Raw genomic sequence first — 24,269 nt, 5'->3', positions numbered from 1 at the left:
GCAGATCAAGGCTCTGGAGTGTCGTGCCGGCACGAGGCTCCAGAAATCGTTTCCGAGGGGAGTGAGCCGTGCGTCTGCTCGTCGTGGAGGATGACAAGGACATCAACCGGCAGGTGGTCGCCGCGCTGGAGGAGGCCGGCTACGTCGCCGACAAGGCCTATGACGGCGAGGAGGGCGGCTACCTCGGCGAGAGCGAGCCCTACGACGCGATCATCCTCGACATGGGCCTGCCCAAGGCCGACGGCGTTTCGGTGCTGCAGAAGTGGCGCCGGGCCGGCGTGAAGACGCCGGTGATCATCCTCACCGCCCGGGACCGCTGGTCCGACAAGGTGGACGGCTTCGACGCCGGGGCCGACGACTACGTCACAAAACCGTTCCACATGGAGGAGCTGATGGCCCGGGTCCGCGCGCTCCTGCGCCGGGCCGCGGGGCACGCCACCAGCCAGATCGCCTGCGGCCCCGTCACCCTCGACACGCGCTCCGGCAAGGTCTTCGTCGACGGCGCGCAGGTGAAGCTGACGAGCCACGAGTACCGGCTGCTCTCCTACCTGATGCACCATACCGGCCGGGTGGTCTCCCGGGCCGAGTTGACCGAGCACCTCTACGACCAGGATTTCGATCGGGATTCCAACACCATCGAGGTGTTCGTCGGGCGCCTGCGCAAGAAGCTCGCCGTCGACCTGATCCAGACGGTGCGGGGCCTCGGTTATCTGGTGGACCCGAACCAGCCGCCGGCGCGGGTGTGAGCGTGGCGGCCCGTCCCGGCACGCTGCCGGCGGTGTTCATGCGCGGCGGCACCAGCAAGGCGCTGATGCTGCACCGCCGGGACGTGCCGGGGGATCTGGCCGCCTGGGAACCGGTCTTCCTCTCCGCCATGGACAGCCCCGACCCGTTCGGGCGCCAGCTCAACGGCATGGGCGGGGGCGTCTCGTCGGTGTCGAAGATCTGCGTGGTGGAGCGGTCGAAGCGGCCGGACGCCGACATCGACTACACCTTCGTGCAGGTTGTGGTCCGCGAGGGGCGCATCGACCTGTCGGGCAATTGCGGCAACATGCTGTCGGCGGTCGGGCCCTTCGCGGTGGACGAGGGGCTGATCGAGGCTCCGGACGGCGCGGTTCGGCTTCGGATCTACAACACCAACACCCGCAAGCTGATCGAGGCCAGCTTCGCCGTGCGGGACGGTCGGACCCTCTATCGCGGCGATCTCGCCATCCCGGGCGTGGCCGGCACCGGCGCGCCGATCCGCCTGGACTTCGTCGATCCCGGCGGCGCCACCACGGGCCGGCTCCTCCCCACCGGCGCCGTCCGGCAGAGCCTCGACGTGCCCGGCCTCGGCCCGATCGAGGCCTCTCTGGTGGATGCGGCCAATGCCTGCGTGTTCGTGCGGGCCGACGATCTGGGCCTCACCGGAACCGAGCTGCCCGCCGCCCTGGAGGCGGTGCCCGGCCTCCTCGACCGGCTCGGGCGGATCCGCCGGGCCGCTTCCGTGGCGATGGGGATCGCGCCTGATCTCGATGCGGCGGCGCGCATCGTCCACGTGCCGTTCGTTGGCATCGTGGCGCCGCCGATGGAGGCCGGCAGTCTCTCCGGCGAGGCGGTGCGGGCCGGCGACGTCGATCTGACCGCCCGGGTGCTCTCCAACGGCGTGCCGCACCAGGCCCTGCCGCTCACCGCCACCCTGTGCCTCGCGGTGGCCGCCCGGATCGAAGGCAGTCTCGTCCATGAGGCCGCCCGGACCACCGGGGCGGCGCTGCGGGTCGGCATGCCGTCTGGCATCCTCACCGCCGACGCTGCCGTGAGCCGAGACGGGGACGTTTGGCGGGCGGAGCGCGGCGCGTTCTTCCGCACGGCGAGGCCGCTGATGCGGGGTGCGGTGTATGTCGACGCAGCGTCGCCCTCCGCGTAGGGCGTTTCCATGACCGAACTTCTCGGCCTCTTCTCCCTGCGCCGCCGCTCCATCGCGGTCCGGCTCGCCGTCTCGGCCTTCCTGTCGAGCTCGGCGATCCTACTGATCGCCGCCTGGATCCTCACGACGCTCTACCGGGAGAACACCGAGCGGTCCTTCGACAGCCGGCTCCTCGTCTTCACCAACAACCTCGCCACCGATCTCGTCTCGCCCAACGACCCCGAGAGCCGGACCTTCTCGCTGGGCGATCCGCGCTTCGACCTGCCTCTCTCGGGCTGGTACTGGCAGGTCGGCAAGCCGGACGCGAAGCCCCGGGACGTGCGCACCTCCCGCTCCCTGGTCGGCGTGCCGCTGCCGCCCGCCACCGATTCCGAGGGCAAGGTCGGGGTCGGGCAGATCCGCCAGGGCTACGGCCGGGCGCAGGACGGGCGCCTCCTGCGCATCATGGAGCGCGATGTCGATCTCGGCGAGGAGGGCCGCTACACGGTCCGGGTCGCCGGGCCGGCGGACGAGATCGTCAACGACGTTGACCGCTTCCGCAATTCGCTGACCATCACGTTCGGCCTGCTCGGCCTGTCGCTGGCGCTCACCACCCTGCTGCAGATCCGGTTCGGCCTGGCGCCGCTCAAGAAGATGCGCGCGGCACTCGGGGCCGTGCGCCGGGGCGAGGCCGACCGCATCACCGGCACCTATCCCCGCGACATCGCCCCCCTCACCGGCGAGGTGAACCTGCTGATCGAGACCAACCGGGAGATCCTGGAGCGCGCCCGCACCCAGGTCGGCAACCTCGCCCACGCCCTGAAGACGCCGCTCTCGATCATCGTCAACGAGGTCGGCGCCTCGGACGCGCCGGAGGAGCTCTCCCAGAAGATCCGCGAGCAGGCCGCGGTGATGCGCGATCAGGTGAACTATCACCTCGACCGGGCGCGGGCGGCCGCGCTCGCCGGCACGCTCGGCACCTCGACGGAGGTCGAGCCGGCGCTGGCCGGCCTCGTGCGCACCTTCGGCAAGATCTACCGCGACAAGGACATTGCCTACGACGTCCACGTCCCGCCGGGCCTGCGCTTCCGCGGCGAGCGCCAGGATTTCGAGGAGATGGTCGGCAACCTCGTCGACAACGCCTCGAAATGGGCGCACGCCCGGGTGGCGATCCGGGCCGAGGCGGTGGCCAAGGACGATTATCCCCACCTCCTCGTCGCCATCGAGGATGACGGCCCGGGCCTGCCGCCGGAGGCGCGTCAGGCTGTGCTCGGCCGGGGGCGGCGGCTCGATGAATCGAAGCCGGGTTCCGGCCTCGGCCTCTCCATCGTGGCGGATCTCGCCACCCTCTACCGGGGGCGCTTCACCCTAGAGCAGGCGGCGTTGGGGGGCCTACGGGCCGTGCTGGAGGTGCCGGGCGATGCGCCCGTGGGAGCCGCGACCCATTGATGCGATCCGAGCCTGCCGGGCGTGTCCCGAGGTCCGGCCGAGGTCTTCGCCGTTACGCGTCTCTTGTCTTCGCGCGGCAGTTGCGTGACACCGTGCCGCCGCCGGGGGGCGTCGTGGCGTTCCACCGTCGGCTCCACATGGCGTGGAGAGGTGCGGGCCGGTCCGACCCGCTGGCGAAGGTTCGATGACGGCGATCTGGTTCATCCTGGCGGCCATGACGGCGGCGGCGGTTATCGGCCTGCTCTGGCCTCTGTCGCGGCGCGCCGTCGTGCCGGCCGGCGAGGCGGGCGGCACCGCGATCGCCACCGAGACCGCGTTCTACGAGGACCAGATCGCCGAGATCGCCCGCGACCTGGAGCGCGGCCTGATCGCCCCGGAGGAAGCCGAGTCGGCCAAGGCCGAGGCGGCGCGCCGCCTGCTCCGGGCGAGCCGCGAGGTCAAGCTCGAGGCCGAGGATGCCGGCACCGTCGAGGCCGCGCGCCCCGCCGAGCCGCGCCTGCGCCGCCGCCGGGCGGCCTCGGCCTTCGCGGTCTCCACCATCCCCCTCGTGGCGCTGATCGCCTACGGCCTCTACGGCTCGCCGGAACTGCCCGCCCAGACCGCAGCCGACCGGCAGGCCGCCCGCGGCGGCGCCGACGAGCTGATGAAGGCGGTCGGGCAGATCGAGGCGCGGCTCGCCCGGGACCCGAACGACGCCCGCGGCTGGGCGGTGCTCGCGCCCGTCTACATGCGCACCGGGCGTTTCGACGATGCCGCCCGGGCCTATGCGAACATCGCGCGGATCAAGGGCGAGACCGCCGATCTCCTTGCCGATCAGGGCGAGGCCCTCGCGGCGGCCGCGGACGGCACGGTGACGCCCGACGCCAAGGCGCTGTTCGAGAAGGCGCAGGCCAAGGATCCGAACGCACCCAAACCCCGGTTCTATCTCGCCCAAGCGGCCGAGCAGGCCGGCGACACCGGCGAAGCGATCCGTCAGCTCACGAGTCTCGAAGCCGCGAGTCCGCCGGATGCCCCCTGGCTCGGCGTGGTGCGCCAGACCCTCGCCCGCCTCAAGGGCGAGCCGCCTCCCCCGGCCGCGGCCCCCGCTGCCCCAAAAATCCCGGCGGAGCAGCAGGCGGCGATCCGCGGCATGGTCGACGGGCTCGATGCCCGGCTCAAGGCCGGCAACGGCACACCGGACGAGTGGCTGCGGCTCGTCCGGTCCCGCGCCGTGCTGGGCGAGCACGATCAGGCTGCCGCCGCCCTGACGCGCGCCCGCACCGCGCTCGCCGGCGATCCCCAGGGGCTGGCTCAGGTGGAGCAGGGCGCCCGCGCCGTCGGCCTCGATCCCGGGGGCGCCCCGGCGCGTCCGGCCGAGCCCGCCCCCGCCGGACCTGCGGCCCGGGCCGAGACCGAGGCCGCGATGGCGGCCGTGCGCGCCATGCCTCAGGCGGAGCGCGACGCCGCTATCCGCGGCATGGTCGAGGGCCTGGACCGGCGGCTGGGCGCCCGCGGGGGCACCCCGGACGAGTGGATGCGGCTCGTGCGCTCCTACAGCGCGCTGGGTGAGCGCGATCAGGCGATCAAGGCCCTGGACCGCGCCCGGATGGCGCTCGCCGCCAACGGCGAGGCGGGGGCGCGGCTCGACGGGCTCGCCCGGGAACTGGATCTCCCGGCCAAGTCCAGTCCCTGATCGCGGCGATCACGATTGCGCCGTTGGGGCGCTTCGACCTCCGAGGCGTCAACACGATCTGTGATGCCCGTTATGCCGCCCGAATCGGCGGACGATGATCCCCGACACGCGGTGAGTCGCCGCGTTCAGGCAAGCCGCGTAGCGATTGCTACCCCAGCCAGCCCGCAATCCGCATAGCCCGTTTGGCTGTAGCCGATGGTGCCCGAGGCAGCGGTGTTGGCAGGGATCTGTTGGCACTCTCCATATCGATCGCGATCGACCGCGTATGCGCCAGCGTTGGCTGTCGCTTTCTCATCACGAACGCGAAGCAGGAGTCCGTCGGGTTCTATCAGAAACAGGGATTTACGCTCCTCGATACCGAGCGCAACAGGGCGTCGGTGGCGCCGATCATGGGGCTCGATTTGCGACCATACGTTGCAGAAGACATCGATCGGTGATCGCATCTCCGGCCGCGAGGGCGTTGCCCGCTGCAACGAGGCGCGACGGGACCCGTACGACAATCGGTCCCGACGCGCGCCCTTGACCACAGCGCCTACGGAGCCGACACCCTAAGGAGCTAGAATGAGAACGGTTCGGGCTTGGGCAGGACACCGCCCGCCGGATCGCGGGGTGGAAGTATCGTGACGCGTAAGAGCCGCCGCCTGATCCTGATCGCCGCCTGCGGCAGCGTGCTGGCGCTGGCCGTCGGGCTGATCCTGTTCGCCATGAGCGGGTCGATCGTGTTCTTCCGCTCGCCCTCCGACATTGCCCTCCAGGGCATCGCCCCGGGCACGCGCCTGCGGCTCGGCGGCCTGGTGAAGGACGGCTCGCTCAAGCGCGGGCCGGACCAGGCCGTCGACTTCGCCGTCACCGATACGAACGCCACCGTCGCGGTCCACTACACGGGCCTGCTGCCGGACCTGTTCCGGGAAGGGCAGGGGGTGGTCGCCGAGGGCGTGCTGGAGCCGGGCGGCCTGTTCCGTGCCGACACGGTGCTGGCCAAGCACGACGAATCCTACATGCCCCGCGAGGTCGCCGACGCGCTGAAGGCGCAGGGGCGCTGGCAGGAGGGCGGCCCGAACAAGGCCGCGCCCAAGCCCGCCACCGCCGCGGCGGACAGCACCCTCGGCGCCCGCAGCGAGCGGTGAGGGATCCCGCATGATCGTCGAGACCGGCCACTTCGCCCTCGCGCTCGCGCTGGCGATCTCCCTCGTCCAGATGGTGATGCCGATCTGGGCGGCGCGCTCGGGCGACCCGGCGCTCCGGCAGATCGCCTCGCAGGCGGCGCTCGGGGCCTTCGCCTGCGTGCTGTTCGCCTTCGCGGCGCTGACCTACGCGCACGTCACCTCGGACTTCTCGGTCCAGAACGTCGTCGAGAACTCGCACACGCAGAAGCCGCTGATCTACAAGATCTCCGGCGTCTGGGGGAACCACGAGGGCTCGATGCTCCTCTGGGTCCTGATCCTCACCCTGTTCGGCGCCTGCGTGGCGGCGGCGAAGAACTCGGTGCCGCCGCGGCTGCGGGCCAACACGCTCGGCGTGCAGGGGCTGATCACCTTCGTGTTCGTGCTGTTTATCATCACGACCTCGAACCCGTTCAGCCGCGTGATCCCGGCCCCGCTCGAGGGCAACGATCTCAACCCGCTGCTGCAGGATCCCGGCCTCGCGATCCACCCGCCGCTCCTCTATGTCGGCTATGTCGGGTTCTCGATCAGCTTCGCCTTCGCGGTCGCCGCGCTGATCGACGGGCGGATCGACGCCGTCTGGGCCCGGGCGGTGCGGCCCTGGACGCTCACCGCGTGGTGCTTCCTGACGCTCGGGATCGCGATGGGCTCGTACTGGGCCTATTACGAACTCGGCTGGGGCGGCTGGTGGTTCTGGGACCCGGTCGAGAACGCCTCCCTGATGCCCTGGATCGCCGGCACGGCGCTTCTCCACTCCACCGTGGTGATGGAGAAGCGCGACGCCCTGAAGGTCTGGACGGTCCTGCTCGCCATCCTGACCTTCTCGCTCTCGCTGATCGGCACGTTCCTGGTCCGCTCGGGCGTGATCACCTCGGTGCATTCCTTCGCCACCGATCCGACCCGCGGCGTCTTCATCCTGGCGATCCTGATCCTGTTCATCGGCGGCTCGCTGACGCTGTTCGCGTGGCGGGCGCCGCTGCTGCGGCAGGGCGGCCTGTTCGCGCCGATCTCCCGCGAGGGTTCCCTCGTCCTCAACAACCTGTTCCTGGTTGCGGGCTGCGCCACCGTGCTGGTGGGCACGCTGTATCCGCTCCTGCTGGAGATGCTGACCGGGGAAAAGATCACGGTCGGGCCGCCCTTCTTCAATTCCACCTTCGTGCCGCTGGCGATCCCGCTCCTGCTGATCGTGCCGGCCGGGCAGGCGCTGGCCTGGAAGCGCGGCGACGTGCTCGCCGCCGCGCAGCGCCTGTTCGCCGCCCTGGCCCTGGCCCTGGTCGTCGGCCTCACGACGCTCGCGCTGACCTGGGGCGGTCCCGTGATGGCCCCGGTGGGGATCGGCCTCGGCGTCTACCTGCTGATCGGCTCCGCGCTGGAGATCGTCTCCCGCGCCCGGGGCTACGGCGCGAGCCGGACCCGCTCCCTCGGGCAGATCGCGCGCCGCGCCATCGGCCTGCCGCGCTCGGCCTGGGGGACCGCGTTCGCCCATGCCGGCGTCGGCGTGGTGGTGCTGGGCATCGCCGCGCAGGGCTGGGCCGCCGAGGGGCTGGCGACGCTGAAGCCCGGCCAGAGCCTGACGACGGGGCCCTACACGGCAACCCTGGAGCGCGTCGCGCCCCGCAAGGGCCCGAACTACGAGGAGGCCGCGGCCTATCTGACGATCCGGACCCGCGCCGGCGACGAGATCGGGCAGGTGGAGACCGGCAAGCGCTTCTACCCAAGCCGCAAGATGGCGGTGACCGAATCCGGCCTGCTGACGGTCGGGGTGAGCCAGGTCTATGCGAGCCTCGGCGAGATCGGCCAGGACGGCGGCGTCGGCCTGCGGCTGTACTACAAGCCGCTGGTGCTGCTGATCTGGCTCGGCGCCGTCGTGATGGCTTTGGGCGGCGGGCTCTCGCTGACGGACCGCCGGATGCGCGTGGGCGCCCCTGCCAAGGCGAAGGCGCGGCCGCTGCCCAACGCGGTGCCGGCCGAGTGAGGGCGATGAAGGCTTTCGCGATTCTCCCTCCCCCCTCTGCGGGGGAGGGTACCCTGCAAAGCAGGGGGGGAGAGGGGAGCGACAGTGCAGAAAGGCGCTCTGCCCTTCATGATGCGCGCGCCCTTTGCGGAAGCCGGGTTCCCCTCTCCCGACCCCTGCTGACGCAGGGGCCACCCTCCCCCGCAGAGGGGGGAGGGGGAGCACGCGTCGGCGTCGGCGCCGCTCTCATGCTCCTCGCGGCCGTCCTCCTCATCACCCCCGCCCAAGCCGTCCAGCCCGACGAAGTCCTGAAGGACCCGGCCCTGGAGCACCGGGCCCGGGAGATCTCAGCCGAACTGCGCTGCCTCGTCTGCCAGAACCAGTCGATCGACGATTCCGACGCGCCGCTCGCTAAGGATCTCCGCCTGATCGTGCGCGAGCGCCTGGAGAAGGGCGACAGCGACAGGGCCGTGCGCGACTACGTGGTCGCACGCTACGGCGAGTTCGTGCTGCTGCGCCCGGTCTTCGCCCTGCACACGCTGCTGCTGTGGCTGACGCCGGTGCTCGCGGTCCTGCTGGGTGGGTTCGGGATCTGGCGCCTCGCCCGCCGCCGTTCGCCCACGCCGGCGCGCAGCCTCTCGGCCACCGAAGAGGCGGAGGTCGCCGCGCTCCTAAGACGGGAGTAGAATCGACCCGAATCGTGATTCGCGGGGCCGCCCGGCACGAGTCTTGGATCGGCCCTCGCAGACCGCATGATCGGCGACGGATCTGGGGGCAGGACGATGACGGCCGCGACGCTCACCATTTCGAGCCGCAACTACTCCTCGTGGTCCCTGCGGGGCTGGCTGATCTGCCGGATGGCGGGCCTCGATTTCCAGACCGAGGTCCTATCCGGCACGGACGCCGGCAGCCGGGCGGAACTGCTGCACCTGTCGCCGTCCTTCCTGGTGCCCCGCCTGCGCCATGGCGATGTCGTGGTCTGGGACACGCTGGCCATCGCCGAATACCTCGGTGAGACGTTCCCGGCCGCCGGGCTGCTGCCCGGTCCCGTTACGGAGCGGGCCCATTGCCGGTCGATCTTCGGCGAGATGCATTCGGGCTTCGTCAACCTGCGCTCGGCCCTGCCGATGAACCTGCGCGCCTTCCATCCGGAATTCCGGGTGTTCAACGGCGCGAAGGCCGATATCGAGCGCATCGTCACGATCTTCGACGATTGCCTCGACCGTTACGAGGGGCCGTTCCTGTTCGGCGCCAAGCCCTGCCTGGCGGATGCCATGTACGCCCCGGTCTGCACGCGCTTTCGCACCTACGACGTCGCGCTGCCGCCCCGGGCCGCTGCGTATCGCGATACGATCCTGCACTGGCCGCTGATGATCGAGTGGGCGGAGGCCGCCGCCGACGAGCCGGACGAGATCGAAGAACTCGAGATGGAGTTCTGACCGGGCGCTAAGCTGAAGGTTCAGGTCTCGGAGCCAGCCGGTTCGAGGCGTTGGGCTGAGATCCAACATATGGTGTCGAGCCGGTTGTGCACCCACCCTTTCCCGGGCGCATGGAGCGCCAGCGGAATGCGACCCGGGATCCAGCGCACGGCCTCGCGAAGCGTCCGTCTGAAGCGAGCCGAGCCGCTGCGCGTCGCTTCTTGTGCTGGATCCCGGATCAGGTTCCGCTATCGCTCCACCTGTCCGGGAAAGGGCGCGCCATGGCGCAGGAGCGCTGATCTCGCGCCCCGCGCTCGGCCAGATGCCTCGAAAGGGCCGCGCCCCCGATCGCAAGCACGGCAGCAAGTTGAAATCTGCGTGGCTATGCAATTTTTTGCATGGCACAAAATCATATTGCGTCGCAAGAAAGAATTTTCAGCCGCCCCGCTGATTCGAAAAGCTGTTCTGTGGCAGTTGTTTAACATCACCTGCCTGAACGCCTGTGCGACGAGTGACAGCACGACAGACGTCCTTTGTCATGCGACCGGACTGCACGATTGAAGAGGACCGGCATTTCTGTTCCTCTTCGCATTAGAAAAGGACCAGACTGGGCAGGAAAGTCATGGCGCGTCACGAGCCCTGGAGCGCGGATCGCGCATCCGGGATCATCGCCGAACACACCCATCTCGAAGGGGCCACGCTGCCGATCCTGCACGCGCTGCAGGAGACGTTCGGCTACGTAGACCAGGGGGCGGTTCCGCTGATCGCGGACGCGCTGAACCTGTCGCGCGCCGAGGTGCACGGCTGCGTCACCTTCTACCACGACTTCCGGGCGCACCCCGCCGGCCGGCACGAGGTGAAGCTGTGCCGGGCCGAGGCCTGCCAGGCGATGGGTTCGGACACGCTCCACCGCGAGATCCTCGGCCGCCTCGGCTGCGGCTGGCACGAGACCACCGCCGACGGCAACGCCACGGTCGAGCCGGTCTACTGCCTCGGCCTCTGCGCCAACGGCCCTGCCGCACTCGTCGATGGTGAGCCCGTCGCGCACCTCACCGCCGACGCCCTCGAAGCCGCTTTGACGGAGGTGCGCCAGTGAGCGTCACGCTCTACGTTCCCCGCGACGCCGTCGCGATCGGCCTCGGCGCCAACAAGGTCGCCCGGGCCCTGTTCGCCGGCGCCGAGCGCCGCGGCCTCGACGTTGCCATCGTGCGCACCGGCTCCCGCGGTCTGGCGTGGCTGGAGCCGATGGTCGAGGTCGGGACGTCCGAAGGGCGCATCGCCTACGGCCCGGTCAAGCTCGAAGACGTCGATGCCCTGCTGGATGCCGGACTGGCCGAGGGCGGCGCTCATGCCCTGCGCCTCGGCGATCCGGAAAAAATCCCGTTCCTGGCCCGGCAGCAGCGCCTGACCTTCCACCGCTGCGGCGTGATCGATCCGGTCTCGGTGGCGGATTACCGGGCCCATGGCGGCTACCGCGGCCTTGAGGCTGCGCTGAAGCTCGATGCCGAGGGCATCGTGGCGGCGGTACGCGATTCCGGCCTGCGCGGCCGGGGCGGTGCCGGCTTCCCGGCCGGCATCAAGTGGAACACCGTGATGCTGGCCAGGGCGGACCAGAAGTATGTGGTCTGCAACGCCGACGAGGGCGATTCCGGCACCTTCGCCGACCGGATGATGATGGAGGGCGACCCGTTCAACCTCATCGAGGGCATGACGATCGCCGGGATCGCGACCGGTGCCACCCGCGGCTACATCTACCTGCGCTCCGAGTATCCGCAGGCGTTCGCGACGCTGAAGGAAGCCATCGCCAATGGTGTCGAGGCCGGCGTGCTCGGCGACGACATCCTGGGTTCCGGTAAAAACTTCCACCTGGAAGTGCGGCTGGGTGCGGGCGCCTATATCTGCGGCGAGGAGACCTCGCTGCTGGAGAGCCTGGAGGGCAAGCGCGGCATCGTCCGCGCCAAGCCGCCGATCCCGGCGCTTAAGGGCTTCCTCGGCAAGCCGACGCTGGTCAACAACGTCATGACCTTCACGGCCGTGCCGTGGATCCTGGAGAACGGCGCCAGGGCCTACGCCGATTACGGCATGGGTCGCTCGCTCGGCACCCTGCCGATCCAGCTCGCCGGCAACATCAAGCACGGCGGCCTGATCGAGATGGCCTTCGGCATCACCCTGCGTCAGGTGATCGAGGAGTTCGGCGGTGGTACGCGCTCAGGCCGTCCGGTCCGGGCCGTGCAGGTCGGCGGACCGCTCGGGGCCTACTTCCCCGACCATCTCCTCGACACGCCGCTGGATTACGAGGCGATGGCGGCCCAGAAGGGCCTCGTCGGCCACGGCGGCATCGTGGTGTTCGACGACACCGTCGATATGGCCTCCCAGGCCCGCTTCGCCTTCGAGTTCTGCGCCACCGAGTCCTGCGGCAAGTGCACCCCGTGCCGCATCGGCGCGACCCGCGGCGTCGAGACCATGGACAAGGTGATCGCCGGCATCCGGCCGGACGCCAACCTGAAGCTGGTCGAGGATCTCTGCGAGGTCATGACCGACGGGTCGCTCTGCGCCATGGGCGGGCTCACGCCGATGCCCGTGATGAGCGCGATCACCCATTTTCCCGAGGATTTTCGCCGCGCGGGCTCGCTGCCTGCGGCGGCCGAGTGAGGTAGCGCCATGGCCCTCATCAAAGAGATCGACTACGGCACGCCGATCCGCGTGGCGGAGCAGACCGTCACCCTGACGATCGACGGCATGAGCGTGACGGTGCCGGCCGGCACCTCGGTGATGGCGGCGGCGATGCATGCCGGCACGCAGATCCCGAAGCTCTGCGCCACCGACTCGCTGGAGCCCTTCGGCTCCTGCCGCCTCTGCCTCGTGGAGATCGAGGGACGGCGCGGGACACCCGCCTCCTGCACGACGCCGGCCGAGAACGGCATGGTGGTGCACACGCAGAACGACAAGCTGCACAAGCTCCGCAAGGGCGTGATGGAGCTCTACATCTCCGACCACCCGCTGACCTGCCTGACCTGCGCGGCCAACGGCGATTGCGAGCTGCAGGACATGGCCGGCGTCGTCGGCCTGCGCGACGTGCGATACGGCTACGACGGCGACAACCATGTCGCGCCGACGGCGGAAAAGTATCTGCCGAAGGACGAGTCGAACCCGTACTTCACCTACGATCCGTCCAAGTGCATCGTCTGCAACCGCTGCGTCCGGGCGTGCGAGGAGGTGCAGGGCACCTTCGCGCTGACCATCGCGGGCCGCGGCTTCGACAGCCGCGTGGCGGCCGGCCCGACCAATTTCTTCGAGTCCGAGTGTGTCTCGTGTGGAGCCTGCGTTCAGGCGTGCCCCACGGCCACGTTGCAGGAAAAATCGATCCACGAATTCGGTCAGCCCGAGCACGCGGAGGTGACGACCTGCGCATATTGCGGCGTCGGCTGCTCGTTCAAGGCCGAGATGCAGGGCGAGCGCGTCGTCCGCATGGTGCCCTACAAGGGCGGCAAGGCCAACGAGGGCCATAGCTGCGTGAAGGGCCGCTTCGCCTACGGTTACGCCACCCACAAGGACCGCATCACCAAGCCGATGATCCGCGAGAAGATCACGGATCCATGGCGCGAGGTTTCTTGGGAAGAAGCCATCGACCGGGCGGCGAGCGAGTTCAAACGCATCCAGGCGACATACGGAAAAGATTCGGTCGGCGGCATCACCTCGTCCCGCTGCACCAACGAGGAGGCCTACCTCGTCCAGAAGCTCGTGCGCGCCGCCTTCGGCAACAACAACGTCGATACCTGCGCCCGCGTCTGCCATTCGCCGACCGGCTACGGCCTGATGTCGACGCTCGGCACCTCGGCCGGCACCCAGGACTTCAAGTCGGTCGAGAATTCCGACGTGATCCTGGTGATCGGCGCCAACCCGACCGACGGTCACCCGGTCTTCGGCTCGCGGATGAAGAAGCGCCTGCGGCAAGGGGCGAAGCTCATCGTCGCGGACCCGAGAAAAATCGACCTCGTGAAGTCGCCCCACATCAAGGCCGACTTCCACCTGCCGCTGAAGCCCGGCTCCAACGTCGCCTTCATCAACTCGCTGGCGCACGTGATCGTCACCGAGGGGCTGGTCGACGAGGCCTATGTCCGCGAGCGCTGCGACCTCGCCGAGTTCGAGTCCTGGGCCCGGTTCATCGCCGAGGAGCGCCACTCCCCGGAGAGCCAGCAGCAATTCACCGGCCTCGACCCTGAGCAGGTCCGCGGAGCGGCTCGGCTCTACGCCAAGGGCGGCGCGGCCGGCATCTACTACGGCCTCGGCGTCACCGAGCACAGCCAGGGCTCGACCATGGTGATGGGCATGGCCAACATCGCCATGGCCACCGGCAACATCGGCAAGCTCGGCGCCGGCGTGAACCCGCTGCGCGGCCAGAACAACGTCCAGGGCTCCTGCGACATGGGCTCGTTCCCCCACGAGCTCACCGGCTACCGCCACGTCTCCGACGACGCCACCCGCGAGAGCTTCGAGGCCCTCTGGGGCGCCAAGCTCGACGGCGCGCCGGGCCTGCGCATCACCAACATGCTGGACGAGGCCGTCGAGGGCGCGTTCAAGGGCATGTACATCCAGGGCGAGGACATCGCCCAGTCCGACCCCGACACGCATCACGTCACCGCGGGCCTGATGGCGATGGAGTGCATCGTCATTCAGGACCTGTTCCTGAACGAGACCGCCAAGTACGCCCACGTCTTCCTGCCGGGCGCCTCGTTCCTGGAGAAGGACGGGACCTTCACCAACGCCGAGCGCCGCATCTCGCGGGTCCGCAAGGTCATGGCGCCGCTCGGCGGCTACGGCGACTGGGAGGGCACGGTGCTGCTCTCCAACGCGCTGGGCTACAAAATGGCGTACAGCCACCCATCCGAGATCATGGACGAGATCGCCGGGCTGACCCCGAGCTTCACCGGCGTGTCCTACGCCAAGCTCGACGAGCTCGGCTCGGTACAGTGGCCCTGCAACGAGAAGGCGCCGCTCGGCACGCCGATGATGCACGTGGACCGGTTCGTCCGCGGCAAGGGCCGGTTCATGATCACCGAGTTCGTGGCCACCGAGGAGCGGACGGGGGCGAAGTTCCCGCTGATCCTGACCACGGGCCGGATCCTGTCGCAGTACAATGTCGGCGCGCAGACCCGGCGCACCGAGAACTCGCGCTGGCACGAGGAGGACGTGCTGGAGATCCATCCCTTCGACGCGGAGCTGCGCGGCATCGTCGAGGGCGACTTGGTTGCGTTGGAGAGCCGGTCCGGTGATATCGCGCTGAAGGCCCGGATCTCCGAGCGGATGCAGCCCGGCGTGGTCTACACCACCTTCCACCACGCCAAGACCGGCGCCAACGTCATCACCACCGACTATTCGGACTGGGCCACCAACTGCCCAGAATACAAGGTGACGGCGGTGCAGGTCCGGCGGACCAACCGGCCCTCCGATTGGCAGGCGAAGTTCTACGAGGAGGATTTCTCGCTGACGCGCATCGCCAATTCCCAGGACAGCGCCCTCGACGCGGCGGAGTGACACGATGAGCGCCGTCAGCCAGGAGGACAAGCTCCTCCGCATGGCCAACCAGATCGCCTCCTTCTTCCGGTCCTACCCGGAGGAGGAGGCGGTGGCCGGGGTGCACAAGCACATCGTGGCGTTCTGGACGCCCAAGATGGTCTCGAAGCTCGAGGCGGCCCTGCCCGACATGGGCGACCGGGCCGATATCCTGGTGCAGCGGGCGATGCGCGGCGCCGAACCCCAGGCCGAGAGCCCGGTGCGCTCGGCGACCCGCGACCCGCAGAAGCTCGGCGAGGGCGCCAGCGACGCCGGCTGAGGCGTCGGGGCAAAGACTCCAAGGCTCGTTCTCGATCGAAACCCCGGTGCCCGGATCCTGCGGGCGCCGGGGTTTTTACGTCATGGCGTGCGCGAAGCGCTTCGGCGGCCGTTCTCGCAGCGATCGAGGACCAACATGCGGGCGCCCGCTGTCTGCGACACAAATCGGGATGTATCGAATCGGTTGTCCAACGCTCCACCTCATCCTGAGGTGCCGAAGCGTAGCGGAGGCCTCGAAGGAGACCTCCAGAAAGCGCCCTAATCCCTGGAGCCCTCCTTCGTGGCGGCTTCGCCGCACCTCACGATGAGGGGGTGGATGGGATTGATCCATTCGCCTCGCTATCGAACGCCGTCGTGTATCGTGACAAGGGCCTTCGAGGCCGAGCAGAATGCGGGCCCCGCATCGGGCAATTCTCTGCGTGCAGCCGTTCGCCTGCAGATTGCGCAGATGGGGGTGAAATCTGTCCACTCGGCGTGCATTGCGCTGGCACCCTGTACACAGATCGCGCATCCTGCGGCATCGAGCGGTCCATGGACGTGATCGCCGGGAGGAGTGCGTCATGAGTGTTGGGGTAGCGGGCGCGGTCGCGCCCGGCGATACGCCGAGTCTGTTGTCCCGTGAGCGGATCGTCGCCAAGGCAGGCTTCAACCGGTGGCTGGTCCCGCCGGCGGCGCTGGCGATCCATCTCTGCATCGGCATGGCCTACGGTCTGTCGGTCTTCTGGCTGCCGCTGACCCGGGCGGTCTCGGTCGGTCAGCCCGCGCCGGCTGCCTGCCCCGACATGGGCGTGATGACGGCCCTGTTCACCACCACCTGCGATTGGCGCGTCAGCGACCTCGTGACGGTCTTCTCGATCGGCATCGTGATGCTCGGCCTGTCGGCGGCCCTGTTCGGCGGCTGGCTGGAGCGGGCCGGACCGCGCAAGGCCGGCATCGTAGCGGCGCTCTGCTGGGGCGGCGGCTTCCTGGTCGGCGCGCTGGGCGTCTACGTCCATCAGCTCTGGCTGGTCTGGCTCGGCATGGGCCTGATCGGCGGCATCGGGCTGGGCCTCGGCTACATCTCGCCGGTCTCGACCCTGATCAAGTGGTTTCCCGACCGCCGGGGCATGGCCACCGGCATGGCGATCATGGGCTTCGGCGGCGGTGCGATGATCGGCTCGCCGCTGGCCGACAGCCTGATCAAGACCTTTCGCAGCCCGGATTCGGTCGGTGTCTGGCAGACGCTCGCCGTGATGGGCGTCGGCTACATCGTGTTCATGCTGGGCGGCGCCTTCGGCTACCGGGTCCCGCCCGCGGGCTGGCGTCCCGACGGTTGGACGGCGCCGGTGGCCAGGAACGCCATGATCGCCTCAGGCCACGTCCACCTGCGGGACGCCCACAAGACCTTCCAGTTCTGGATGATCTGGCTCGTCCTCTTCCTCAACGTGTCCGCCGGCATCGGCGTGCTGGCGCTGGCCTCGCCGATGCTGCAGGAGATCTTCGGCGGATCGCTGATCGGCCAGCCTGGCACTGGCTTCTCCGCCCTCGACGGCGGCCAGAAGGCGCAGGTTGCGGCGATCGCGGCCGGCTTCGTCGGCCTGCTCTCCCTGTTCAACATCCTGGGCCGGTTCTTCTGGGCTTCGATGTCGGACCGCATCGGCCGCAAGGTCACCTACGCGATCTTCTTCGCGTTGGGGGGGCTCCTCTACGCGGCGGCACCCTGGGCGGCCGGCATCGGCTCGCAGGCTCTGTTCGTCGCGATCTTCTGCGTGATCCTGTCAATGTATGGCGGGGGGTTCGCGACGGTGCCGGCCTACCTCGCCGACGTGTTCGGCACGCAGTTCGTGGGCGCCATCCACGGGCGCCTGCTCACCGCGTGGTCGATGGCGGGCATCGTCGGGCCGTTCGTCATCACCAAGATCCGCGAGGCTCAGGTGGCGGCCGGCGTGCAGGGCGCGGATCTGTACGGCCGCACCATGTACGTGCTCGCGAGCTTCCTCGCCGTCGGGTTCCTCTGCAACCTGCTGGTCCGCCCGCTGGCGAGCCGCTGGTTCATGTCGGATTCCGAGCGGGCTGCCCTCGACGTCAAGGCGGGCGCCTCGGCGGCCGGGCCGTCGGGCTCCTTCGGCATCGATCGCGGCGGCTTCAGCCTCGGTGCGGCCCTGGCCTGGGCGGTGGTCGGCATCCCGATCGTCTGGGGCATCGGCATCACCCTGTCGAAGGCCTTCATCCTGTTCCGGTGAGCGGCCGCGCTGTTGTGGGCGTCGCCGGGGGTCGCTAGGCTCCCGGCGACTCGCGGTGCCGGGATCCCTGCGTGGTGATCGACAAGCTGGACTTCCTGCTCGCGCTCGCCCGCGAGCAGCACTTCGGACACGCCGCCGAGGCCTGCGGGGTGACCCAGCAGACCCTCTCGGCCGGCGTGAAGCAGCTTGAGAACCGCTTCGGCGTGCAGCTCGTGCTGCGCGGCTCGCGCTTCCAGGGCTTCACCCCCGAGGGGGAGCGGGTGCTCGAATGGGCGCGGCGGATCGTGGCCGATGCCCGGGCCATGCACGAGGAGGTCACGGGCCTGCGCCGGGGCCTGACCGGGCACCTGCGGATCGCGGCGATCCCCACCGCCCTGCCGATGATCGTGCGCCTCACGACGCCCTACCGGGAGCGCCACCCGGACGTGCGGCTGACGGTCGAGTCCGCGACCTCGGCCGACATCTTCTCGCTGATCGAGAACCTGGAGGCGGATGCCGGCCTGACCTACCTCGACAACGAGCCCCTCGGGCGGGTGATCTCCGTGCCGCTCTACCGGGAGCGCTATCGCCTCGTGACGGCGCTCGGCGGCCCCTTCGATCAGCGGGAGAGCGTCACCTGGGCCGAGACCGGCAGCCTGCCGCTTTGCCTGCTCACCCCGAACATGCAGAACCGCCGGATCATCGACCAGCAGATCCGGGAATCGGGCGCCGAGCCCGCGGCCACCCTCGAATCGAACTCGATGATCGTGCTCTTGACCCATGTGCGCACCCTGCGCTGGGCCTCGATCATGCCGGAGATTTTGGTGGATGCCCTCGGACCCATGGAGGGCGTGCGCACCCTTCCGATCACAGCCCCGGATCTGGTCCATACGATCGGCCTCGTCGCGCCCCGCCGCGAGCCGTCCACCCCGATGGTCACCGCCCTCGTGGCTATTGCCCGGTCGCTGGCGCGGGCATCGGAGCCGGAGCTTGCCGGCTGAGGCGTGCCGTCCCGGACGTCGCACCGATCGGCCGCCTGTCGAACACCCGCTGGGCGAAGGTGACGAGGTCGTCCATCCCGGAACGCCCGCACACGACGTAGGGCCCCCGGACCGCCGGGATATCTACGGTGCGGGGCTGGACCGGGGCTGTCGTGCGGCCGGGCATTCGGAGCCGCGGCCAACGAAAAAGCCGCCCGTCACGGGGCGGCTGTGCGCGTCGGGCCGGAGATGGGCCCGTCGCCTTACTTGATCTTGGTTTCCTTGAAGTCGACGTGCTTGCGCGCGACCGGGTCGTACTTGCGCATCGTCAGCTTCTCGGTCTGCGTGCGGGAGTTCTTCTTGGTGACGTAGAAATAGCCCGTGTCGGCGGTGGACATGAGCTTGATCTTGACGGTGACGGCCTTGGCCATGGCGCGGCGCTCCTGCAGGGTGCGGCATTCCGCGTGAGCGAAACGCAAATGGCCGGGAAGACCCGGCCGAATACGGGCGGGTGAATGCCCGATCGGGCCGGGCAGGTCAAGAGCGGGCGCGCCTGCGCTCCGTCACGGCGAGGGAGCCCGCGAAGGCCAGGAACAGGGCGAGGAGCGCCAGCGCGAAGCCGTGCGGCGGCACGAGGTCGAGACCGCCGCCGATCAGAGGCGGGCCCAGCATCAGGCCGACATTGTAGAGCACCACGAAGGCCGCGTTGGCGCCCGCGAGGTCGTTCGCCGGCGTCCGGTCGCCCAGCATGGCGAGGCCGACCGTGTAGAGCGTGCCGGCGATGCCGCCCCAGACCAGCAGCAGCAGGCCGAACGCCACGGGGCTGCCGGCCGTGAGGGGGATGAGCGCCGAGCCCGCCGCCCCCGCGAGGCCCGCGCCGAGCAGCACCGCGCCGCGGTCGAACCGGTCGGCGAGCCAGCCGAACGGGATCTGGAACAGCACGTTGCCGAGCGCGATCAGGCTGACGAGCCCGGCCGCACCTTGCGCGTCGTAGCCCAGGCGCAGCCCGTAGAGGGGTAGGATCGCGAAGATGCCGGTCTCCACCGCCCCGTAGGCGAGGGCGGCCGCGAGCGCCCCGGGGGCGAGCCGGAGGTAGCCGAGGATGCCCCGGCCCGAACCCGCTTCGATCGTCGGCGACAGCCCGCGGGCGAGCAGGATCGGCAACCCGCCGGCGAGCATCAGGGCGGCCCCGGTGGCGTAGGGCGCCAGCCCCTCGGTTCCGACGAGCGCCAGCAGGAGCGGACCCACCGCGAAGCCCGCCGCCAGGACGGTGGCGTAGATGCCCATCACGAGCCCGCGGCGCTCCGGCGGGGCGGCGGCGTTGATCCAATACTCGGAGAGGACGAACAGCGCCCCGAGCGTCATCGAGAAGATGAAGCGCAGGGGAAACCACAGCGCGATGCCCGGCAGGATCGGGAACAGCGCGAGGCTCGCCGCCCCGACGACCAGCGCGAGGCCGAGCAGCGGCGCGACGCCGATCCGCGCGGCGAGCCGCGGCACGAACGGCACCGTGCAGATGCTGGCGATGCCCGCCACCGCGGTGTTGATCCCGATCAAGGTGCTCGACGCGCCGCGCCGCTCCAGCTCGATCGACAGGAGCGGGATCGACAGGCTCAGCCCGATTCCGACGACGGTGACGCAGGTCACGGCCGCCGCGATCGCCGCCACATCCTCCGACCTGATCCCACGCCGCGCGTCCAGTTCCACGTCGTCCGAACGGCTCACAAAGCCACCCGTTCGCGGCGGCCGTAGCGCTCGTAGTGAAACGGGATCATCCGGTGCGGGGCGAAATCGGCTTCGATCTGGGCTTCGAGATCGTCCAGGATGGCGCGGGTGATGAACGGCAGGTCGAGCTTGCGGGCCGCGTCGAACCGGACCCAGGCGAGTTCGGTGAACTCCGCATCGGCCGTCACACGCCCGGGTTCCTCGGCCGCGACCATCTGGCGATCGACCGCGAAGAACCGCGTGTCGAACCGGCGCACGCGCTTGGGCGGGGTGATCGCCCGGGCCACGAGGTGCAGCGCCTCAAGGTCCGGCAGGACGCCGTGCCGGGCGAACCCTTCCCAGCCCGCGGGCGGATCCTCCGGGGCGCCGTGCTCGGTGGTGCCGAGCAGCAGGCCGGTCTCCTCGTAGGTCTCGCGGATGGCGGCGAGCGCGAGCGCCCGGCCGAGATGGTGCGGCGGCCGGGAGACCTGCCGGGCCAGCGCCGCCTCGGCGTAATCGGGCAGTGCCCCGGCCACCGGCATGTGGCGGTCGCCGAGTTCGATCCGCCCGCCCGGGAAGACGAACTTGCCCGGCATGAAGGCGAGGTTCGGGCTGCGCCGGCCCATCAGGACCTTCGGGCCGCCCCGTCCGCGCCGGTCGATCACGATCATGGTGGCGGCGTCCCGCGGGCGCAGGCGCGCCGCGGCGGGCTTGCGCTCAGGCGCGGTCGCGATCTGGGACTCCTGCTGCGGCAGCGGCAAGGTGCGTCTCCTCCGGCCCCGGGGCGGGGCCGCCCCGCGGTAGCCTGGCGAAGCCTTGCATGCCAAGGGCGTATTGCAGCCCGACGACGGCCCCCTTCACCGGCTGAAGCAGCGCCAGCGCCATCGCCAGCGTGACCACCGGCCACACGCCCATCTCGACCCAGAGCGGCACGTCGTAGGCGCTCTCGGTCTCAAGGATCAGGTAGCCGACAATGTGGCCGACGATGAAGATCACCGCGTAGGGCGGCAGATCGTCGGCCCGGTGGTGGTGCAGTTCCAGGCCGCAGACCTCACAGTCCGGCCGCACCTTGAGGAAGCGGCCGAAGATCCGCCCCTGGCCGCAATGCGGGCAGCGGCCGATGAAGCCCCGGGCCATCGCGGGGACGAGGCGGGTGCGCTGGGGAATCACGTCGGCGAGCATGCCCAGAGGCTACACCGCCCGGCTCACCGGCGCGAGCCGCGGTGGCGCGACCCGGTGTTGCGAATCCCGGCGGGGCGGCCGGGCGACGCGGCCTTGAACGGTTGGCCGCCGGGCTTCTTGCCGGGGCTGGACTTGCGGGCGCCGGAGCGGCCCTCGCTCAGCAGCTCGAAGCGCAGGGCGCCGGCCACCGGCGCGGCTTCGACGAGGCGCACCTCCACGCGGTCGCCGAGGCGGAAGGTCTCGCCGGTCCGCTCGCCCACCAGGGCATGGCGGCCCTCCTCATGGCGGAAGTAGTCGGCGCCGAGCTGCGAGATCGGCACGAAGCCGTCCGCCCCGGTCCCGTCGAGCTTGATGAACAGCCCGGCCCGGTTCACCCCCGCGATCTGGCCCGCGAAGGTGGCCCCGACCTGATCGGCGAGGTGGTGGGCGATCAGGCGATCGATGGTCTCGCGCTCGGCCGCCATGGCCCGGCGCTCGGCCGCCGAGATCTGCTCGCCGATCTGCGCCAGCTCGCCCATCGATATCTCGGGCGCGAGCCCGTCCGCGCCCAGCTTGCCCGCGGTGATCAGCGCCCGGTGGACGATCAGATCGGCGTAGCGCCGGATCGGCGAGGTGAAGTGGGCGTAGCGGCGCAGGTTCAGGCCGAAATGCCCGAGGTTTTCGGGCGCGTAGACCGCCTGCGCCTGGCTGCGCAGGATCACCTCGTTGAGGAAGACGCCGTGCTCGGTCTCGGCCGCCATGGCGAGGATGCGGTTGAACAGGGCCGGGCGCAGCGCCCCCTCCTTCGGCAGCTTGATGCCGACCGAGGCCAGGACCTCGCCGAGCGCCCGCATCTTCTCGAGGGCTGGCTCGTCGTGGACCCGGTAGATCAGCGGCTGGCGCGCCTGCTCCAGGGTCTCGGCGGCGGCGACGTTCGCCTGGATCATGAACTCTTCGATGAGGCGATGCGCGTCGAGCCGTTCCGGCACGATCACCCGGTCGACCGCGCCGTCGGGGGCGAGCAGGACCTTGCGCTCGGGCAGGTCGAGGGCCAGCGGCCCGCGGCGGTCGCGGGCCGTGCGCAGGGCCGCGTAGGCCGCCCAGAGGGGGCGCAGCGCCGTCTCCAGGAGCGGCCCGGTCGCGTCGTCGAAATGACCGTCGATCGCGGCTTGCGCCTGCGCGTAGGCGAGCTTGGCGCGGGAGCGCATCATCACCCGGTGGAAGCTGTGGCGGCGCTTCTCGCCGTCGGCCGCGATGACCATCCGCACCGCGAGCGCCGGTCTGTCCTCGCCCTCGCGCAGCGAGCAGAGGTCGTTGGAGATCCGCTCGGGCAGCATCGGCACGACCCGGTCGGGGAAGTAGACCGAGTTGCCCCGCTCCAGCGCCTCGCGGTCGAGGCTGGAGCCCGGCCGCACGTAGGCCGCCACGTCCGCGATGGCGACGGTGAGGATGAAGCCGCCGGGATTGGCCGGGTCGGGATCGGCCTCGGCCATCACGGCGTCGTCGTGGTCCTTGGCGTCCGGCGGGTCGATGGTCAGCAGCGGCCGGTCGCGCCAGTCCTCGCGGCCCTTCAGCGTCGCGGGTTTGACGGCGTCGGCCTCGGCCAGGGTCGAGTCCGCAAACACGTGCGGGATGTTGTGGAGGTGCAGGGCGATCAGGCTCACCGCCTTCTCGGAGCCGAGCGAGCCCAGCCGTTCCCGGACGCGGCCCCGCGGCAGGCCGAAGCGGGTCTCGCGCTCCATCGTGACGCTGACGAGGTCGCCGTCGCGGGCCTGCCCCTCCTCGCCGGGCGGGATCAGGATCTCGCGGCCCTGGGAGCGCTTCTCGACCGGCACGATCCGGCCGCCCTGCGCGCCTTCGCGGTAGACTCCGATGATCTCGGCCTTGTTCTTGCCGATGACCTTGATGACCCGGCCGCTATAGCCGCCCTCGGCGTCGCGCTCGACCCGGATCAGGGCCCGGTCGCCGATCCCCGCGGCGGGCCGGCTGCCCTTGCGGGAGCCGCGGCCCTGCGTGAGCACGATGGCGGGCGGTTTGCCCGTGCCTTTCCACTCCGCGGGCACCGCCACGAAATCGCCGTGGCGGTCGCGCGCGCGGATATCGGCCAGCACGACCGGCGGCAGCTGGCCCGCCGGACTGAGCCCGCCGCGATCACGGTCCAGGGCGCCGTCCGCCTCGATCTCCTTGAGGAGGCGCTTCAGCTCGATCTTGGCGGAGCCCGTGATGCCGAAGGCCTTGGCGATCTCCCGCTTGCCGACGCGCTCTGTCGACTCGGCCACGAAGGCGAGGATCTGCTCACGGGTGGGGACGGGCGGCGGAGCGGCGGGCTCGGCCGCCGGGGCGGTGGTGCGACGTGCCAAACGATGGGTGCCGGATGAGTCTTGGACGATGGTGCCCGCGCGGGCATCGGACCGATCTGGTCCTGTGATCCCAACATGGGTGCCGGACCCGCCCACGGCAACGCCATACCGCTGCTCCTCAACAGGCGCGATCAGCCGGTCGAGGCGATCTTCCGGATGTGGTCGACCGCCTGATCCACGTCGAAGCCCGGCGCGACAATCTCATTCAGGGTGAACGGGCAGGCGCGGGGCAGGGTCAGGTTCACCTGTCCCTCCAGCGCCTGCAACTCGGGTGTCTCGGCCTCTTGGATCGCCAGCGTCCAGGCGCCGTCCATGCGCAGGCTCGCCGGTTCGGGCGGATCGCCCGCGAGCGCCGCGAGCTTGGCGCGCCCGGCCTCGCGACAGGCGAGGCTCGCCGCGTCGTCCGAGATCAGAGCCGCCTTGATCAGCTCGGCCAGGGCATCCCTGACCCGTTCCAGGCTCGCGTTCATGGGCATCCGTTCCGATGGTG

The 24,269-nt window shown here is 70.2% G+C and carries 21 protein-coding genes; 15 read left to right on the top strand and 6 right to left on the bottom strand.

Annotated features, from left to right (window positions below):
* The first annotated feature begins 68 nt into the window (after nt 1-68).
* The 15 genes from MKK75_RS20735 (at nt 69) to MKK75_RS20670 (ending at nt 18,575) form a co-directional block, all read left to right on the top strand.
* Nucleotides 69-746 (top strand): response regulator transcription factor, encoded by a 678-nt coding sequence (locus MKK75_RS20735; RefSeq protein ID WP_244044404.1) that lies wholly within the window; start codon nt 69-71, stop codon nt 744-746.
* Nucleotides 747-748: 2 nt separating this feature from the next.
* The gene (locus MKK75_RS20730; protein ID WP_244044403.1) at nt 749-1,906 is read left to right on the top strand and encodes a 2-methylaconitate cis-trans isomerase PrpF family protein; all 1,158 of its coding nucleotides are present in this window, start codon (nt 749-751) and stop codon (nt 1,904-1,906) included.
* 9 nt (nt 1,907-1,915) lie between these two features.
* Complete coding sequence (locus MKK75_RS20725; RefSeq protein WP_244044402.1) at nt 1,916-3,334, top strand: sensor histidine kinase; 1,419 nt, start codon at nt 1,916-1,918, stop codon at nt 3,332-3,334.
* A 184-nt stretch (nt 3,335-3,518) separates the two neighbouring features.
* Nucleotides 3,519-5,006 (top strand): c-type cytochrome biogenesis protein CcmI, encoded by a 1,488-nt coding sequence (gene ccmI / locus MKK75_RS20720; RefSeq protein WP_244044401.1) that lies wholly within the window; start codon nt 3,519-3,521, stop codon nt 5,004-5,006.
* A gap of 167 nt (nt 5,007-5,173) precedes the next feature.
* The gene (locus MKK75_RS36405; protein WP_409567599.1) at nt 5,174-5,443 is read left to right on the top strand and encodes a GNAT family N-acetyltransferase; all 270 of its coding nucleotides are present in this window, start codon (nt 5,174-5,176) and stop codon (nt 5,441-5,443) included.
* A 183-nt stretch (nt 5,444-5,626) separates the two neighbouring features.
* The gene (gene ccmE, locus MKK75_RS20715; protein WP_244044400.1) at nt 5,627-6,133 is read left to right on the top strand and encodes a cytochrome c maturation protein CcmE; all 507 of its coding nucleotides are present in this window, start codon (nt 5,627-5,629) and stop codon (nt 6,131-6,133) included.
* A gap of 10 nt (nt 6,134-6,143) precedes the next feature.
* Nucleotides 6,144-8,144 carry a heme lyase CcmF/NrfE family subunit gene (locus tag MKK75_RS20710; protein WP_244044399.1) on the top strand — a complete coding sequence of 667 codons (2,001 nt, stop codon included), beginning with the start codon at nt 6,144-6,146 and terminating at the stop codon, nt 8,142-8,144.
* A 227-nt stretch (nt 8,145-8,371) separates the two neighbouring features.
* A complete protein-coding gene (locus tag MKK75_RS20705) occupies nt 8,372-8,809 on the top strand; it encodes a cytochrome c-type biogenesis protein (protein ID WP_244044398.1) in 438 nt (145 codons plus the stop codon).
* A 96-nt stretch (nt 8,810-8,905) separates the two neighbouring features.
* Nucleotides 8,906-9,562, top strand: a complete 657-nt coding sequence (locus MKK75_RS20700; protein WP_244044397.1) for a glutathione S-transferase family protein — start codon at nt 8,906-8,908, stop codon at nt 9,560-9,562.
* A gap of 601 nt (nt 9,563-10,163) precedes the next feature.
* Nucleotides 10,164-10,637, top strand: a complete 474-nt coding sequence (locus MKK75_RS20695) for a formate dehydrogenase subunit gamma (protein WP_244044396.1) — start codon at nt 10,164-10,166, stop codon at nt 10,635-10,637.
* The gene (locus MKK75_RS20690; RefSeq protein WP_244044395.1) at nt 10,634-12,193 is read left to right on the top strand and encodes a formate dehydrogenase beta subunit; all 1,560 of its coding nucleotides are present in this window, start codon (nt 10,634-10,636) and stop codon (nt 12,191-12,193) included. The genes MKK75_RS20695 and MKK75_RS20690 overlap by 4 nt, the downstream gene beginning before the upstream one ends.
* Nucleotides 12,194-12,202: 9 nt before the next feature.
* Nucleotides 12,203-15,076, top strand: coding sequence for a formate dehydrogenase subunit alpha (gene fdhF, locus MKK75_RS20685; protein WP_244044394.1), 2,874 nt, complete (start codon nt 12,203-12,205; stop codon nt 15,074-15,076).
* Between the two features lie 4 nt (nt 15,077-15,080).
* Nucleotides 15,081-15,374: a formate dehydrogenase subunit delta gene (locus MKK75_RS20680; RefSeq protein WP_244044393.1), complete on the top strand. Its 294-nt coding sequence runs from the start codon at nt 15,081-15,083 to the stop codon at nt 15,372-15,374.
* Between the two features lie 559 nt (nt 15,375-15,933).
* Nucleotides 15,934-17,595, top strand: coding sequence for an OFA family MFS transporter (locus tag MKK75_RS20675; RefSeq protein WP_244044392.1), 1,662 nt, complete (start codon nt 15,934-15,936; stop codon nt 17,593-17,595).
* 74 nt (nt 17,596-17,669) lie between these two features.
* Nucleotides 17,670-18,575: a LysR family transcriptional regulator gene (locus tag MKK75_RS20670; RefSeq protein WP_244044391.1), complete on the top strand. Its 906-nt coding sequence runs from the start codon at nt 17,670-17,672 to the stop codon at nt 18,573-18,575.
* Nucleotides 18,576-18,817: 242 nt separating this feature from the next.
* On the opposite strand, the gene rpmG is transcribed toward MKK75_RS20670, so the two are convergent.
* From rpmG to MKK75_RS20640, 6 genes are all read right to left on the bottom strand, one after another.
* Entirely contained in the window at nt 18,818-18,985 is a 168-nt protein-coding gene (gene rpmG, locus MKK75_RS20665) for a 50S ribosomal protein L33 (protein WP_244044390.1), read from the bottom strand.
* A 106-nt stretch (nt 18,986-19,091) separates the two neighbouring features.
* Nucleotides 19,092-20,279 carry an MFS transporter gene (locus MKK75_RS20660; protein ID WP_244044389.1) on the bottom strand — a complete coding sequence of 396 codons (1,188 nt, stop codon included), beginning with the start codon at nt 20,277-20,279 and terminating at the stop codon, nt 19,092-19,094.
* Nucleotides 20,276-21,019 (bottom strand): NUDIX hydrolase, encoded by a 744-nt coding sequence (locus MKK75_RS20655; protein WP_244044388.1) that lies wholly within the window; start codon nt 21,017-21,019, stop codon nt 20,276-20,278. Before MKK75_RS20655 ends, MKK75_RS20660 begins: the two co-directional genes overlap by 4 nt.
* Entirely contained in the window at nt 20,976-21,440 is a 465-nt protein-coding gene (locus MKK75_RS20650; RefSeq protein WP_244044387.1) for a DUF983 domain-containing protein, read from the bottom strand. Before MKK75_RS20650 ends, MKK75_RS20655 begins: the two co-directional genes overlap by 44 nt.
* Before the next feature lie 23 nt (nt 21,441-21,463).
* Nucleotides 21,464-23,779, bottom strand: a complete 2,316-nt coding sequence (rnr, locus tag MKK75_RS20645) for a ribonuclease R (protein WP_244044386.1) — start codon at nt 23,777-23,779, stop codon at nt 21,464-21,466.
* Nucleotides 23,780-23,910: 131 nt separating this feature from the next.
* Nucleotides 23,911-24,249 (bottom strand): hypothetical protein, encoded by a 339-nt coding sequence (locus MKK75_RS20640; RefSeq protein WP_244044385.1) that lies wholly within the window; start codon nt 24,247-24,249, stop codon nt 23,911-23,913.
* Nucleotides 24,250-24,269 lie beyond the last annotated feature (20 nt).

It is taken from the genome of Methylobacterium sp. J-030, assembly GCF_022829545.1.
Lineage (GTDB): Bacteria > Pseudomonadota > Alphaproteobacteria > Rhizobiales > Beijerinckiaceae > Methylobacterium.
Note: the sequence above shows the minus strand (reverse complement) of the source record. Positions and strands in the feature narration are given on the sequence as shown.